This is a genomic window from Lapillicoccus jejuensis (genome assembly GCF_006715055.1).
Lineage (GTDB): Bacteria > Actinomycetota > Actinomycetes > Actinomycetales > Dermatophilaceae > Lapillicoccus > Lapillicoccus jejuensis.
Genome location: NZ_VFMN01000001.1, coordinates 1034758 through 1048697 on the forward strand (window position 1 = coordinate 1034758; position 13940 = coordinate 1048697).

Sequence of the window (13940 nt, forward strand, 5' to 3'; positions counted from 1 at the left end):
GGAGGGCCACGCGTGACGTCGAGCCGTCCGCGATCCCGCAACTCCTACTCAATGAGTGGGATTTCGGTCTACCGTGACGGCATGGCCCTTCCCGACTTCCTCGTCATCGGCGCCCCCAAGGCGGGGTCCACCGCGGTCCACGCCGCCCTCACCGGCCACCCGCAGCTCTTCCTCAGCACCCCCAAGGAGCCCAAGTTCTTCCTCTCCGACGGCACCCCGCCCCCGCGCGAGCGGCACCGCGGACCCGGCGACGGCCACAGCCGCCAGGAGTGGGTCTGGAAGCGGGAGGACTACGAGCGCCTGTTCGACGCCGCGCCCCCCGGCGTGCTCAAGGGCGAGAGCACCCCGTTCTACCTGTGGGACCGCGAGGCGCACGTCCGCATCGCCCGCGCCCTGCCCGACGTCCGGCTCGTCGCCGTCGTGCGCGACCCCGTCGACCGCGCGTACTCCAACTGGGTCCACCTGCGCTCCGACGGCCTCGAGCCGGAGGCCGACTTCCTCACGGCCTGCCGGCTGGAGGAGCAGCGCGCCGCCGCCGGCTGGGCGCCCTTCTGGCGCTACCTCGAGCTGGGTCGGTACGGCGAGCAGCTGGCCCACCTCTTCGAGCACGTCGACCGCGAGCGCGTCCACGTCATCCGCTACCGCGAGCTGGTCGACGCCCCCGCCCGGACGCTGGACGGGATCGCGGCGTTCCTCGGGGTGGCCACCGGGGTCGTGACGACCGTCCCGGCCTCCAACACCCACGGTTGGGCCGACGACACCCCCACGAACTCGGCGCTGCGCCGCGCCATCCGCGCCGGCGCGCACGCGGGACGGCACCTGCCGCCCCAGGCCTGGCGCCGCCGGCTGGAGCGGCCGCTGGTGCGCGCCCTCCAGCGCGGCGACGAGCCCCGCCCGCGACTCTCCCCGGCCGTACGGCGCCAGCTCCTCCCCGCCTTCGACCGCGACGTGCACCGGCTCCAGGACCTGCTGGACCGGCCCTTCGACGACTGGCTGTCGGACGCCGGGCGGGGCAGCTTCAGCGCCCGCCGCTGACCCCGGGCGGGGGCCGGCGCCGGCTCAGGGGGCCGGGTGCGGCGGGCGCGTGCCGCGCCCCCAGGCCCACTCGAGCAGCTTGAGCCCGCTGGTGCTGTTGAGCGACAACGAGATCCGCCGTCCGACAGGGTCGAGCGTGGTGAGGCTGTAGCTGTCCGCGGCCCGCAGCCCGGGCCAGTAGACGCCACCCGCCCCGGTCTCGCGGATGAGGTCGGTCGTCGCCTGGAGGTAGGCGACGTACTCTTTGCGCTCCGCGTCGGTGGTGCCCGTCGCCGAGGCCGTGTAGTCGTAGCCCGCCGTCATCGGCGAGCCGAACTCGTCGACGATCAGCCGCCCCTCGCACCCGGCGATCCGCCCCTGCAGGTTCTCGCGCCACTGCGCGTACGACGGCCCCTGGTGCCAGAACCCGTAGAAGTGCTGGCTGACGTACGTGCCCGCGAGCGCGGGGTCCGCGCACTGGGTCGAGGTGTGGTCGTTGTAGCCGGTGCCGCTGACGACGACGCGGTGGCGGGGGATGAGCGGGTGGTCGGCGATCCACCTGGCCTCGAGGGCGCGCAGGTCGGTGTCGCTGTAGCCGAAGGGCTCGTTCATCGGCTCGAAGAGCACCTTCGGGTTGCGCTGGTAGGTGCCGGTCAGCGTCGCCCACATCGTGTCCCAGGAAACGGGGTCGTCGACCAGCCCGTCCTTGTGCGCGGTCCCCTCCCAGTAGCTGAGGATGACCTTGAGGTGCAGGTCGGTCGCCGCGTCGACGGCGGCGCGGTAGGAGCCCCACCACGCCGTCCCGACGGAGTAGGGGTTGACGGGGAGCCGGACGGTGTTGATCCGGCCGATCCGCACGAGCTCACCGAGGACCGCCGTCGCCTTGCGGTACGTCGTCCGGTAGTCGTCCGAGGTGCTGAGCCCGGTCGGCACGACGGGGCCGTCGACGTAGTTGTCGCGCGGGTCGGCCCAGTTGACGCCCTTGAACGACGCCGGGTCGAGGACGGCCGAACCGGTGGTCGCCGCGGGCGACGCACCGGTGGCCTGGGCTCCGGGGGCGGCGGCGAGCGTGGCGCAGCAGGTGAGGGCGGCGGTGCCGGCGAGCAGGCGGCGGGCGGTGCGGGCGCTCCACGTCATCGGGGTGCTCCAGGTGAGGTCTCGGCGGGGGCGCTCCGTCCGGGGCGCCGCCCCCGAGTCAACCGCAGCGACGGCGCCCCGGCGACTCGAGGACGAGCCGGCGGGGCGCCGTACGGGCGGGGCGGTCAGCCCGCGGCGAGGGTGAGCCGGGCGACCCGGCCCTCGGCCCCGGAGGCCCAGCAGACCAGCCCGCTCGTGCACGACACCGTGTCGAACGAGCCGGTGTCGAAGGTCTCCCAGGTGCGACCGGAGTCGGTCGTCACGTCCGAGCCGGTGAGGCCGACGGCGACGGCGACCCCGGCGAGGCCGGGCGCGAAGGACACCCCGGAGCGGTAGCCCCCGGTGGGGACGGTCGGGCGCTGCCAGGTGGCCCCGCCGTCGGTCGTCCACGCCGACGCACCGCCGTTGAGGTCCGACCTCACGAAGCTGCCGCCGACGGCGATGCCGTCCTTCGCCGAGGAGAAGGCGATCCCGTTGACGCCGTTGCTGCTCCCGCTGCGGATCGGTGTCGACGCGACGTCCCAGGTGCGGCCGCCGTCGTCGCTGCGGAAGACCCGCGCCTTGGTGCCGGGCACACCACCGGAGCCGAGGTAGAAGCGGTCGCCGGTGCCGGCGGCGAGGCACTGCCCGCTCGCGGCGAAGGCGGCCTCGCCCTCCTGGACGGGCGGCATCCCTGCCGCCGGGACCCGCGTCCACGTGCGTCCGCCGTCGTCGGTGGCGACGATCCGGAACCGGCCGTCGACCGGGTCGCTGTTGGCCACCCCGTGCATCGGGTCGGAGAAGGCGAGGCAGTCGTAGAAGGCCGCCTCGTCGTGGTTGACGAAGGTCGCGGTCCAGCTCGCCCCGCCGTCGGACGTGCGGTAGATCCGCGAGTCCGTGCCGTTGCCGATCGACAGCACGACCGCGTCGTCGGCGGAGAACGCCTCGATGTCGCGGAACTGCAGGGCGGCGTTGGCCTGGGACAGCTTCGGCCCGACCGAGGCCCAGTGCTCCCCGCCGTCGGTGGTGCGCAGGACCGTGCCGTCGTAGCCCGCGACCCACGCGACGCGGTCGGACACGGCGGCCAGGCCGCGGAAGTGCTCGGTGGACCCGGTGGGCAGCAGGGTCCACGCGAGGCGGACGGCCGGGCTCGCGGCGGCGGTGGACGAGGCCGCCTCCGCCGTGGCGGCGGGGGCGGCGGTGACGGCGGCGGTCGCCGCGAGGGCGGCGGCGGCGAGGACGGGCAGGAGGCGTCGGCGGCTCATGCGCCGAAACTAGACCTCCGCACCCTCCGGCAGGACCCTGTCGAGGAACGCGTTGCCGAAGACGTGCTCGGGGTCCACCCGCTCGCGCAGCGCGGCGAAGTCGGAGAGGCGCGGGTGCACCCGGACCAGCTCCTCGCGCGGGGTCTCGAAGACCTTGCCCCAGTGCGGCCGGGCGGCGTACGGCGCCAGGGCGGCTTCGACCGCCCGGCAGGCGGTGCGCACGGCGGGCTCGTCGCGCAGCCAGGTCATGTGGAACCCGACGCTGTCGCGCCGGTAGGCGCCGCTCAGCCACAGGTCGTCCGCCGCGATGGTGCGGATCTCGGCCACCTGCACCAGGCCGACGTACGGCGCCAGCGCCCCGCGCCACGCCCGGATGGCCCCGACCGCGTCGGGGCGCCCGACGAACCACTCGCTCTGCAGCTCCTCGCCGTTGCTCGGCGTGTGCTCCATCCGGAAGTGCGGGAGCCGGTCGAGCCACGGGCCCGGCTCGCCGCCCTGCGCGGTGACCGCGTCGACCGCGACGCCGCGCAGCATGTGCCGCGTCTGCGGGGCGGCGACCGTCCCGACGAGCCCGACGGCGTCGGCGAGCGGTGGCGCGTCGGCGTGGGTCTTGACCCACAGCTGCGCGACCTCCTCGTCGTCGAGGTGGGTGAACATGCTGACGCTGTAGCCCGCTCCGGTGATGGCGTCGAGGTCGCGCTCGACCGCCTCCCACCGCAGGCCGGTGCGGACCTCCTGGCGCAGCAGGTAGGTCGGCACGACGTCGAGCTCGAGCCGGGCGACGACCCCGAGCGCGCCGAGGGCGACGACGGAGCCGGCGAAGTCGTCGTCACCGCGGCGGACCGTGCGCAGCGACCCGTCGGGTCCGACGAGGTCGAGCGAGACCACGGAGGCCGACAGCGACTGGTTGCGGTCGCCCGAGCCGTGGGTCCCGGTGGCGACGGCGCCCGCCACCGAGATGTGCGGCAGCGAGGCGAGGTTGGCCAGCGCCCAGCCCGCGCGCTCGAGGGCGACGGCCAGGTCGCCGTACCGGACCCCGCCGCCGACCCGGACCGTGAGCGCGCCCTCGTCGACCTCGATGTCGCGGGGCAGCCCGGACAGGTCGACGAGGACGCCGTCGGTGTCCGTGAGGTCGGAGAACGAGTGCCGTGATCCGAGGGCCCGGACGCGGTCGGCACCGGCCACGACCTCCTGCAGCTCCTCGACGCTGCCGGGGGTGAGGAGGGCGCGGGCGGCGTACGTGTGGTTGCCCGCCCAGTTGGTGCCGAGGTCGCTCGTCGTCGAGGTGGTCACCCGGTCACGCTAACCCCGCCCGGACGCGACGAGGGCGCCGCCACCACCTGTCGTCCGACGGGTGGGACGGCGCCCTCGCGACACCGGCGACCGCTCAGGTCACCCGAGGGGGTCCACGGTGAGCCAGCTGGTGTCCTCGCTCCACGACGCCGGCGCGTCGCTCGGCAGCGGGCCGCCGTCGCTGGCGATCCAGACCTTCCCCTGGAAGTGCCGCAGGTAGCGGTCGGGGAAGCCGATGGCCTGCCACGACACGCCCTGCCCGTCGTGGCCCGGCTGCGCGCAGAACGTGGCGTCCTGCGCGTAGGTGCCGGTCCCGACCGGGTCGAGACGGACCTGGTAGTCGTAGTGCCGCAGGTAGCGGTCGGGGTAGTTCTCCGACCGGAACGAGTAGCACGACGTGTCGGCGAGCCCGGGCACGACGGTGAAGGTGGCGTCGGGCCGGGTCGTCGCGTCGAGCTCGGACACCGGGCTCACCTGGGCGACGAAGGCGAAGTGCCGCAGCACGTCGTCGGTGTATCCCGGCGTCGTCGGCTGGAACGAGTGGTTGCCGAGCGGGACGTCGACCGTGCTGCGCCAGAAGCCGCCCTCGAGCAGGAAGGTGGTGTCCACGTCGTAGCTGCGCGCGTTGTCGAAGAACGAGCCGCCGCTCGCGTCCGCCGCGTAGAGCACGTTGGCGTAGTGGCGCAGGAAGCGACCCGGCTGCGCGAGCGACTCGAGCGAGACGCCCTGCCCCGCGTGCCCGACCGCCGGGCAGAACGTGGCCGCCCGCAGCGCCGCGCTCGTCGTCCCGAGCGGGGCGGCGGTCACCGTGTGGTCCGCGGTCACCGTGAGGTAGCTGCCCGGCAGGAGGCGCGACTCGAGCGAGTAGCACGAGGACCGTCCCGCGCCGGCGTGCACGACGAAGGTGGCGGACTTGCGCAGGTCGTCGCTGCTCTGCTCGGTCACGGCCGCCGTGACGCCCTGGGTGCCCGACACGGCGACCGAGCGGTCGGTGTAGCCCGGGGTCGTCACGCGCAGCGAGGTCGGCTGCCCGACCGGCAGCGCGGGCGCGACCGCCCCGCTCACCGAGAAGGTGAGGACGGTGACCGAGCTGGCCGGGAAGGTGCGGCTGAAGCGGGCGCCGGTCGTCACCGACCGGGCCGCGGTCGGCCGCACCGTGTTCGGCGCCGTGATGCTGTTGCGGGCGTCGGGGTCACCGGTGAGGGTGCTGACGGTGCCCGACGTGCTGATGGCGCTCGCGCCGGCCACGCGCAGCTGCGTCGTCACCGCGGTCGTCGTCGGGTTGACGACGTGGACGTAGACCGTGCCGTCGTCGCCGCGGGTGGCGGAGACGCTGAGCGACGGGTCGGTCCCGGTGAGGCTCGCGGGCAGGACGTAGCGGCCCTTGTTGGCCCCGAACATCTGCTGCACCCAGTAGGACGGCGAGCCGTACGACGTCGCGGCGTCGAACCCGACGAGGTTGGTCGGCCACTGGAAGTCGTGGACGTCGGCGAGGGCCGGGGCGTACGACGCGCCCATGACGACGTCGGCGTTGCGCAGCATCCCGGTCATGAAGCCGGCCTCGCCGATCGCGCCCGACAGCGTGCCGGTGGGGTTGCCGCTCGTGCCGTTGGTGATGGCGTACTCGCCGACGAGCACCTTGGGGCCGGAGCGCGAGTAGCCCTCGTAGTGGTGGGCCATCGCGGTGAACGCGGCCGGGTCGTTGTTGTAGTAGTGCTCGTCGACGACGTCGGGCGTGCGCGTCGTGACCGGTGTCGTCGCGACGACCTGCAGCTGCGGGTAGGCCGCCTTGATGGCGTCGTAGAACATCGGGAACCGGTAGCCGTCGTAGCTGCCGGTGCGGTCGAAGAAGTCCTCGTTGCCCACCTCGACGTAGCGCACGTCGTACGGCGCGGGGTGGCCGTCCTTCGCGCGCTGGGCCCCCCACGGGGTGTCGGTCGCGCCGATGGCGTACTGGATCTCGTCCAGGGCGTCCTGGACGTAGGGCTGCAGCTCGTCCTGCGGCACCGTCGTCCCGTCGAGCGTGTAGCCGGCGAAGAGGGCGAGCAGCGGCTCGGCCCCGCTCTGCTCGGCCATGTCGAGGTAGGTCCTCAGGCCCGCCTGGTCGGTGGACCAGTAGCCCCAGGCGTCGTTCTGGTGACCCGGGCGGTCCTCGTACGGGCCGACGGTCTTCTTCCAGTCGAAGCGGGTCGCGAGGGTCTGGCCCTCGAGGTAGTTGCCGCCGGGGACGCGCCAGAAGCCCGGGCGGGTCGCGGCCAGCTTCTGCATGAGGTCGCTGCGCAGCTCGCCGCTCGTGCCGTAGGTCGGTGGCGTGACCCGGACGACGTCGAGCCAGAGGCTGGCGCCCGAGCCGCCGGCCGGCACGCTGATGACGACGCGGTTGCTCGTGTCGGCGGGCTTCCGGCGGCCGGTCGAGAGGTTGACCGTGTACTGACGCCAGTCCCCGCTCGTGGCTCCGGTGCTCGCGGCCGCGTAGACCGTCCCGTCCGCACCCTCGAGCGACACCCGCAGCGGGCCCGTGTAGCGGGCGGTCCGCGCGAAGAAGGTGGCGGTGTAGGTGGTGTCGGCCGCGACGCCGACGCCGTAGAACCCGGTGTTGGCGACGCCGACGCGCTGGCCGGCCCCGTCCTGACCGACGTCGAGGCGCAGCGCGTCCGGGTTGGCGGCGGTGAGCGGGACGCTCGTGTCGAGGGCGATGCTGCCGGTGCCCCCGCCGCCGGTCACGGCCGACCACGACGACGGCGGGTCGGCCGCGCCCTCCTTCATCGTCGAGTTCCGCACGAGGTTGGCGTCGAGGCCGCCCTCGACGGAGTGGTTGATGTCCTCGACGATGTGGCCCCACTGGGTGGGGTTGGTCTGCGCGGTGTAGCGCGAGACGTCGAGCGACAGGGTGCTGGTCGGGGCGGCGACGGCCGCCCCGGGGACGGTGAGCAGCGGGGTGGCGACGGCTGCTGCCGTGATCGCTAACACGAATGCGGTCCGTGATCGGCGCACGAGTCCTCCGGGGTGATGGGCTGGAGCAGGGGAACGCCGTCGCCTCCGGGACCCGCCTCGTCGTCGTCGTCGCAGCGCTCGGCCATGCTGGCACGAGGATTCGGCGCCACCAAGGGGGTGCGCGGTTTCTTGACGACCTCTTGACCTGGGCGGGGCGACGTGTCGCGTCGACCGCCGTCGGCGAGAAGTGAGCGATAACATGCATGTCATGACGGACCCGGGTCCTGCGGCAACCGCCCGCCACCGCGTCGGGGAGCGGCTAGCGTGTCGGCGGTGAGCAGGAGACCGCCGGCGCTGCACGACGTCGCGGCGGTCGCGGGGGTGAGCCACCAGACCGTCTCCCGGGTGCTCAACGACCACCCGCACGTCTCCGCGGCCACCCGGGCCAAGGTCGAGCGGGCCATCGACGAGCTGGGCTACCGGCGCAACATGAACGCGCGCGTCCTCGCCACCGGCCGCTCCAACGTCATCGGCGTCATCTCGCCGAGCTCGATCCTCTACGGGCCGTCGGCGATGGTCGACGGCCTGAGCCGGGCCGCCCAGGACGCGCAGCTCACCGTGACGGTCGACCACCTCGCCGAGCTCGACCCGCGCTCGGTCCGGGCGGCGGTCGACCGGCTGCTCGGGCAGGGCGTCGCCGGTCTGCTGCTCGTGCTCCCCCTCGACTCCGTCGTCGAGGTCGCCTCGAAGCTCGTACCGCCGCGCACGCCCATCGTCACCGTCGACAGCCAGGTCGACGACCAGGCCTCGTCGGTGACGATCGACCAGTACGCCGGCGCCGTGCACGCCACCCGCCACCTGCTCGAGCTCGGCCACCCCACGGTGTGGCACGTGGCCGGACCGCAGGGGTGGAACGACTCCGCGGCCCGCGAGCAGGGCTGGCACGACACGCTGTCCGGGGCCGGCGCGGAGGTCCCACCCGTGGTGCGGGGCGACTGGTCCCCCGCGTCGGGCTACCAGGCCGGCCGGATGCTGGCCCGGATCCCGGACTGCACCGCGATCTTCGCCGCCAACGACCACATGGCCCTCGGCCTGGCGCGCGCGCTGCACGAGGGCGGTCGCGCGATCCCCGGTGACGTGAGCCTCGTCGGTTTCGACGACGTGCCCGAGTCGGCGTACTACACCCCGCCCCTGACGACGATCCACCAGGACTTCGCGGCGGCGGGACGGGCCGGTCTGGAGCTGCTGCTCGAGCAGCTGCGCGAGGACGACCCGACGCCCCGCTCGGTCACCGTGCCGGCGACCCTCGTCCCCCGCACGTCGACGGCCCCGCCGCGCGGTTGAGCCGCGGGCGGGGCCGGTCGGGGGGTGTGCCGGTCGGGGCGTCGTACGGGCCGCGTCAGGTGCCTCCGCGTCTCGCCGTGAGGGCGGCCTGGACGAGGACGACGACGAGCAGGAAGGCGCCGGACACCAGCTGCTGGACGTAGCTGTTGAGGTTCGCCCCCTGGACGATGAGGTTCTGGATGACGAAGAGCAGCATGACGCCGGCCAGCGAGCCGATGATCGAGCCGACCCCGCCCGCGAGCAGAGTGCCGCCGATGACCACCGCGGCGATGGCCTGCAGCTCGTAGGCGTCGCCGATGCGCGCCTCCTGACCGCCGCCGCTCTGCGCCGTCGTGAGGATGCCCGCGACCCCGGCGCACAGCGCGCTGATGACGTAGACCGAGGTGGTGGCCCGCTTGACCGGCAGGCCCATGAGCTCGGCCGCGGGGCCGTTGCCGCCGATGGCCTGCACGTGCTGGCCGAAGGCGGTGCGGTTGAGGACGAGCCACCCAATCGCGAAGACGGCGAGCGTGATCCACACCGGCGTGCCGATCGTCGCGAGCTTGCCGGTGCCGAGCACCTCGAAGACCTTGAAGCCCGGCACCTGCGGCACGTCGTTGCCCTCGTGCGTGACGAGGAAGACGAGGCCGCGCACGCCTCCCAGACCGGCGAGGGTGACGATGAAGGGCGGCAGGCGCAGCACGGTGATGGCCAGTCCCTGGGCGAGGCCGACGACGGCGCACGCCGCGAGCGGCGCGAGGATCGCGGCGGCCGACCCGCTCGCCGACGCCTGGGCGCTGAGGATCACCGCCAGGGCGTACGTCGACCCGACCGACAGGTCGATCCCGCCGCTGATGACGACGAAGGTCATGCCGGCCGCGATGATGGCGATGAACGACGCCGCCAGCGCGACGTTGCGCAGGTTGTCGGCCGAGCCGAAGGTCGGCACGAGGACGAAGCCCGCGACCATGACGAGCGCGAGGGCGAGCACCGCGCCGTTGCGCAGCAGCGCGGACGCCACGTTGCGGTTGCGGACCGCGACGGCCGGCGCGTCCGCGGTGGTCGCCGCCCCAGCGGTGGCGGTGGACGGGGTCGTGGTCATCGGGCGCTCCTCGAGGGCCTCTGGATGAAGACGGCGGCGATGATGATGAGCGCCTCGATGATCCGGGCGATCGAGTCGGTGACGTTCTGCGCGGTGAGGGTGTTCTCCAGCAGCTGGATGAGCACCGCGCCCGCGACCGTGCCGAGGACGCGCACCTTGCCGCCGGTCAGCAGCGACCCGCCGACGACGACGGCGGTGATGGCGGTGAGCTCGATGTTGAGCCCGACGTAGGACGGGTCGGCCGCCCGCAGCCGCATGGTGACGATGAGCCCGGCGACGGCCGCGAGGAAGCCGGAGACGGCGTAGACCCCGACGAGGGTGCGGCGCACCGGCACCCCCGCCAGCCGGCTGGCCGGGAGGTTGCCGCCGATGGCGAGGACGCGGAACCCGAAGGCGGTGCGGCGCACGACGACGGCGAGCACGACGGCGAGGAGGATCGCGAGCCAGAAGATCGCGGGGATGGTCAGCACCTGCGCCGTGCGCACGGTGGTGAAGAACGGGTGGAACATCTCCACGAGGGCGCCCCCGGTGAAGACGAGCGCGAGGCCCCGGCCGCCGACGAGCATGGCCAGGGTCGCGACGATCGGCTGCACGCGGCCGACGGCGACGACGAGACCGTTGACGACGCCGACGAGGGTGCCGGCGACGAGCGCGACGACGATCGCGAGCGCGAGCGGCGACCCGCCCCCGTCGCTCGGGCTGAACAGCCGGGCCATGACGGCCGCGGCGACGGCCATCGTCGCCCCCACCGACAGGTCCACCCCGCCGGTGCCGATGACCAGGGCCATGCCGAGCGAGACGATGATGACCGTCGCGGTCTGGACGGCGTAGAGCTGCAGCGTGCCGAGGGTGAGGAAGTTCGGGGTGGCGACGACGTTGACGAGGACGAGGACGACGAGCGCGAGGTAGACGCCGCGCTCGCGCACCCAGCGGCCCCAGTCGCCCCCGCGGACGCCGATCCGGCTCGACCAGGGGGTGGGCGGGGGCGCCGCCGTCGTCCGCTCGTCGGTGGTGGGCGTGGTCGTCGTGCTCATGAGGCCGCCTCCCGGGCGTGGTCGGTGGGACCGGCAGCGGGCTCGGCTGCCGCGGCCTGCTCCTGCTCCGCGGCCCCGGCGATGAGGTCCATGATCGCGTCCTCGGAGATGTCGGCCCCGACGAGCGTGCCGAGCTGGGCGCCGTCGCGCAGGACGACGACGGAGTCGGAGCCCTCGACGACCTCCTCGAGCTCGGAGGAGATGAGCACGACGGCCATGCCCTTGGCCGCGAGCTCGGCGATGAGCTCCTGCACCTCCGCCTTGGCGCCGACGTCGATGCCACGGGTGGGCTCGTCGAGCAGCAGCACCTTCGGCTCGAGGCACAGCAGCCGGGCCAGCAGGACCTTCTGCTGGTTGCCGCCCGACAGCTCGGAGACGACCTGCTGCGGGCCGGAGGCCTTGATCCGCAGGCGTCGCATGAAGACCTCGACGATCTCGTCGAGCCGGCGGTCGTCGACGAAGCCCGCCCGGGTGATGTGCGGCAGCGCGGCCAGGCCGATGTTGTCGCGGATGGACAGGTCGGGGATGATCCCCTCCGCCTTGCGGTCCTCGGGCAGGAGGGCGACCTTGCGCCGCAGCCGCGAGGCCGGGCTCTGCCGGGTGAGGGGGCGACCGTCGACCTTGACCTCGCCCGAGTCCAGCGGCAGGGCACCGAAGATCGTCTTCACCGTCTCGCTGCGGCCCGAGCCGAGCAGCCCGGCCAGGCCGACGACCTCGCCGGGGCGCACGACGACGGAGACGTCGTCGAGCACGAGCCGGCGGCTGAGGTGGGTCGCCTCGAGGACGGGTGGGGCGTCGACGACGGGGGCGCGGCCGGAGAGCCGGGTGAGCCGGCCGTCGGTCAGCTCGGACGCGTCGCGACCGAGCATCCGCGAGACCAGCTCGCGGCGGTTGGTCGACGCGGTCTCCCCGGTCCAGACCAGGTGGCCGTCGCGCAGGACGGTGATGGTGTCGCAGACGGCGAAGACCTCGTCGAGCTTGTGCGAGACGTAGACCACCGCGACGCCGTCGTCCTTGAGGACGCGGACGGCCTGCAGCAGGCTGTCGACCTCCTTGGGCTCGAGGGAGGACGTCGGCTCGTCCATGATGACGACGTCGGCGTCGGCCGAGACCGCCCTGGCCACGGCCACCATCTGCTGGACCCCGAGGCTGAACTCCCCCAGCCGTCGACGCGTGTCGACGGTGATGCCGAGACGGCCCAGGACGGCGGCCGACTCCGTGGCCATCCTCGCCAGGTCCAGGCGCCCCCAGCGGGTCAGCTCGTTGCCCAGGAAGAAGTTGCGCGCGACGGAGAGCTGGGGGGCCAGGTGCACCTCCTGGTAGATCGTCGCGATCCCGTCCTGCTGGGCGGACCGGGGGGAGGAGTAGGCGGTCTCCTCCCCCCGGTGGCGCACGGTGCCCGTGTCGGCCGTGTAGACGCCCGTCATCAGCTTGATGAGCGTCGACTTGCCCGCCCCGTTCTCCCCCACCAGGGCGTGGACCGACCCCGGCATGAGGTCGAGGCTCACGTCCTCGAGGGCCGCCACCCCGGCGAAGGACTTGCCGAGGTGACGGACCGCGAGGGTCGGGGTGGTGGTCGGGGTCGTGCCCGGGGTGGTGGTGACGGTGGGCGGGGCGGCCAACGTGGGTCCTCTCGTTCGATCTGGGCGGGGTGGCGGTGTCGCCTCGGCGTCAGTACGCCGTCCCGCTGTCGATCGCCTGCTGGGCGTTGGACTTGTCGTACTGGTTGTCGGTGGTGATCGTCACCGCAGGCGCGCCGTCCCCGTTGACGTAGGCCGAGAGCGCGGCCTGGGCGGCCGGTCCGAAGGCCGGGTTGGACTCGATGACGGCGTCGAAGTTGCCGTCGACGATGGCCTGCACCGCGCCCTTGGTCCCGTCGATGGAGACGATGTGCACCTTGTCGGTGCCCGCCTTGCCGGCGTCCTGGAGCGCAGCCAGCGCCCCGAGGCCCATCTCGTCGTTCTCGGCGTAGATCGCGTTGACCTCCGGGTGGGCGCGCAGCAGCGTCTCGGTGACGCTCTGCCCCTTCTCCCGGGTGAAGTCGGCGGTCTGCTTGAAGACGACCTCGATGCCCGAGGCGTTCTTCTGCTTGAGCTCGTCGAGGAAGCCGGCGGTCCGGTCGTCGGTGACGTTGACGCCCGAGGCGCCGAGCAGGATGGCCAGCTTGGCCTGGCCGCCGGTGGCCTTGATCATCGCGTCCGCGGCGCGACGGCCCTGCTGGACGAAGTCGGAGCCCAGCTGGGGGCCGACGTCCTGGCAGCCGGTCACCCCGGTGATGTTGCGGTCGACCGGGATCATCGCGACCTTCTTGCTCTTGGCGTACGCGATGGCGTCGCCGAGACCGGTCGAGTTGATCGGCGAGAAGATGATCGCCTTCGCGCCCTTGTCGATCATGCCCTTGATGTCGGTGTTCTCCTGCTGGACGTTGGACTGCGCGTTCGTCGTCAGCAGCTTCCACCCCTTGGCCTTGGCCGTGTCGACCTGCGACTTTGTCGAGGCGATGCGGAAGGGGTTGGCCTCCTTCTCCGACTGGGCCCACCCGATGGTGTCCTTGGTGAAGTCGATCTTGCCGATGCCGAGGTCGGAGCCCTTGCACATCGGGCCGTACTGCGCCTCGACCCCCTCGGGCTTGGCAGTGGTCAGCAGCGTCGTCCCGCCGGCGGCGAGGATGGCGGCGGGCACGCCGTTCTGGGCCGTCCCGAGGGTCTCGGCGACGGTCGGGGCGGCGCCGCCGTTGCCGTCGCCGGAGGACGAGGTCGTCTGGCCGGTGGAGCACCCGGCGAGCGCGACGGCGAGGGCGACGGCGACGGCCGCACCCGCGGTGGTCTGGTGAACCGCGTTCATGGTGGCTGGTCCTCT

10 protein-coding genes are annotated in these 13940 nt (G+C 73.3%); 2 read left to right on the top strand and 8 right to left on the bottom strand.

Annotation, left to right across the window (positions count from 1 at the left end; genetic code table 11):
- Nucleotides 1–81 precede the first annotated feature (81 nt).
- Entirely contained in the window at nucleotides 82–1035 is a 954-nt protein-coding gene (locus FB458_RS04965) for a sulfotransferase family protein (protein WP_141847289.1), read from the top strand.
- Between the two features lie 24 nt (nucleotides 1036–1059).
- Here FB458_RS04965 and FB458_RS04970 read toward each other — a convergent pair whose 3' ends face one another.
- The 4 genes from FB458_RS04970 to FB458_RS04985 all read right to left on the bottom strand — a co-directional run bounded on the left by FB458_RS04970 (nucleotide 1060) and on the right by FB458_RS04985 (nucleotide 7658).
- Nucleotides 1060–2151, bottom strand: a complete 1092-nt coding sequence (locus tag FB458_RS04970) for a cellulase family glycosylhydrolase (protein WP_141847291.1) — start codon at nucleotides 2149–2151, stop codon at nucleotides 1060–1062.
- Nucleotides 2152–2276: 125 nt separating this feature from the next.
- Entirely contained in the window at nucleotides 2277–3395 is a 1119-nt protein-coding gene (locus FB458_RS04975) for a WD40/YVTN/BNR-like repeat-containing protein (RefSeq protein WP_141847293.1), read from the bottom strand.
- A gap of 9 nt (nucleotides 3396–3404) precedes the next feature.
- Nucleotides 3405–4688, bottom strand: a complete 1284-nt coding sequence (locus tag FB458_RS04980) for an FAD-binding protein (protein WP_141847295.1) — start codon at nucleotides 4686–4688, stop codon at nucleotides 3405–3407.
- 99 nt (nucleotides 4689–4787) lie between these two features.
- Nucleotides 4788–7658 carry an AbfB domain-containing protein gene (locus FB458_RS04985; RefSeq protein ID WP_141847297.1) on the bottom strand — a complete coding sequence of 957 codons (2871 nt, stop codon included), beginning with the start codon at nucleotides 7656–7658 and terminating at the stop codon, nucleotides 4788–4790.
- A gap of 297 nt (nucleotides 7659–7955) precedes the next feature.
- Here FB458_RS04985 and FB458_RS04990 point away from each other — a divergent pair, with 297 nt between their 5' ends.
- Complete coding sequence (locus FB458_RS04990; RefSeq protein WP_211355933.1) at nucleotides 7956–8966, top strand: LacI family DNA-binding transcriptional regulator; 1011 nt, start codon at nucleotides 7956–7958, stop codon at nucleotides 8964–8966.
- Nucleotides 8967–9021: 55 nt separating this feature from the next.
- On the opposite strand, the gene FB458_RS04995 is transcribed toward FB458_RS04990, so the two are convergent.
- Genes FB458_RS04995 through FB458_RS05010 form a run of 4 tightly spaced genes read right to left on the bottom strand, consistent with a single transcriptional unit; the run spans nucleotide 9022 to nucleotide 13925 of the window.
- On the bottom strand, nucleotides 9022–10047 hold the full coding sequence (locus FB458_RS04995; protein ID WP_141847298.1) for an ABC transporter permease: 1026 nt from the start codon (nucleotides 10045–10047) through the stop codon (nucleotides 9022–9024).
- Complete coding sequence (locus tag FB458_RS05000) at nucleotides 10044–11081, bottom strand: ABC transporter permease (RefSeq protein WP_141847299.1); 1038 nt, start codon at nucleotides 11079–11081, stop codon at nucleotides 10044–10046. The genes FB458_RS04995 and FB458_RS05000 overlap by 4 nt, the downstream gene beginning before the upstream one ends.
- Nucleotides 11078–12703, bottom strand: coding sequence for a sugar ABC transporter ATP-binding protein (locus FB458_RS05005; RefSeq protein WP_246061071.1), 1626 nt, complete (start codon nucleotides 12701–12703; stop codon nucleotides 11078–11080). Before FB458_RS05005 ends, FB458_RS05000 begins: the two co-directional genes overlap by 4 nt.
- A 49-nt stretch (nucleotides 12704–12752) precedes the next feature.
- Nucleotides 12753–13925, bottom strand: a complete 1173-nt coding sequence (locus FB458_RS05010; RefSeq protein WP_141847300.1) for a substrate-binding domain-containing protein — start codon at nucleotides 13923–13925, stop codon at nucleotides 12753–12755.
- Nucleotides 13926–13940 lie beyond the last annotated feature (15 nt).

Bases quoted from the DNA above. Each gene is read 5' to 3' on its own strand.
- FB458_RS04965 (WP_141847289.1), top strand. From the start codon at position 82: ATGGCCCTTCCCGACTTCCTCGTCATCGGCGCCCCCAAGGCGGGGTCC.
- FB458_RS04970 (WP_141847291.1), bottom strand. From the start codon at position 2,151: ATGACGTGGAGCGCCCGCACCGCCCGCCGCCTGCTCGCCGGCACCGCC.
- FB458_RS04975 (WP_141847293.1), bottom strand. From the start codon at position 3,395: ATGAGCCGCCGACGCCTCCTGCCCGTCCTCGCCGCCGCCGCCCTCGCG.
- FB458_RS04995 (WP_141847298.1), bottom strand. From the start codon at position 10,047: ATGACCACGACCCCGTCCACCGCCACCGCTGGGGCGGCGACCACCGCG.
- FB458_RS05000 (WP_141847299.1), bottom strand. From the start codon at position 11,081: ATGAGCACGACGACCACGCCCACCACCGACGAGCGGACGACGGCGGCG.
- FB458_RS05010 (WP_141847300.1), bottom strand. From the start codon at position 13,925: ATGAACGCGGTTCACCAGACCACCGCGGGTGCGGCCGTCGCCGTCGCC.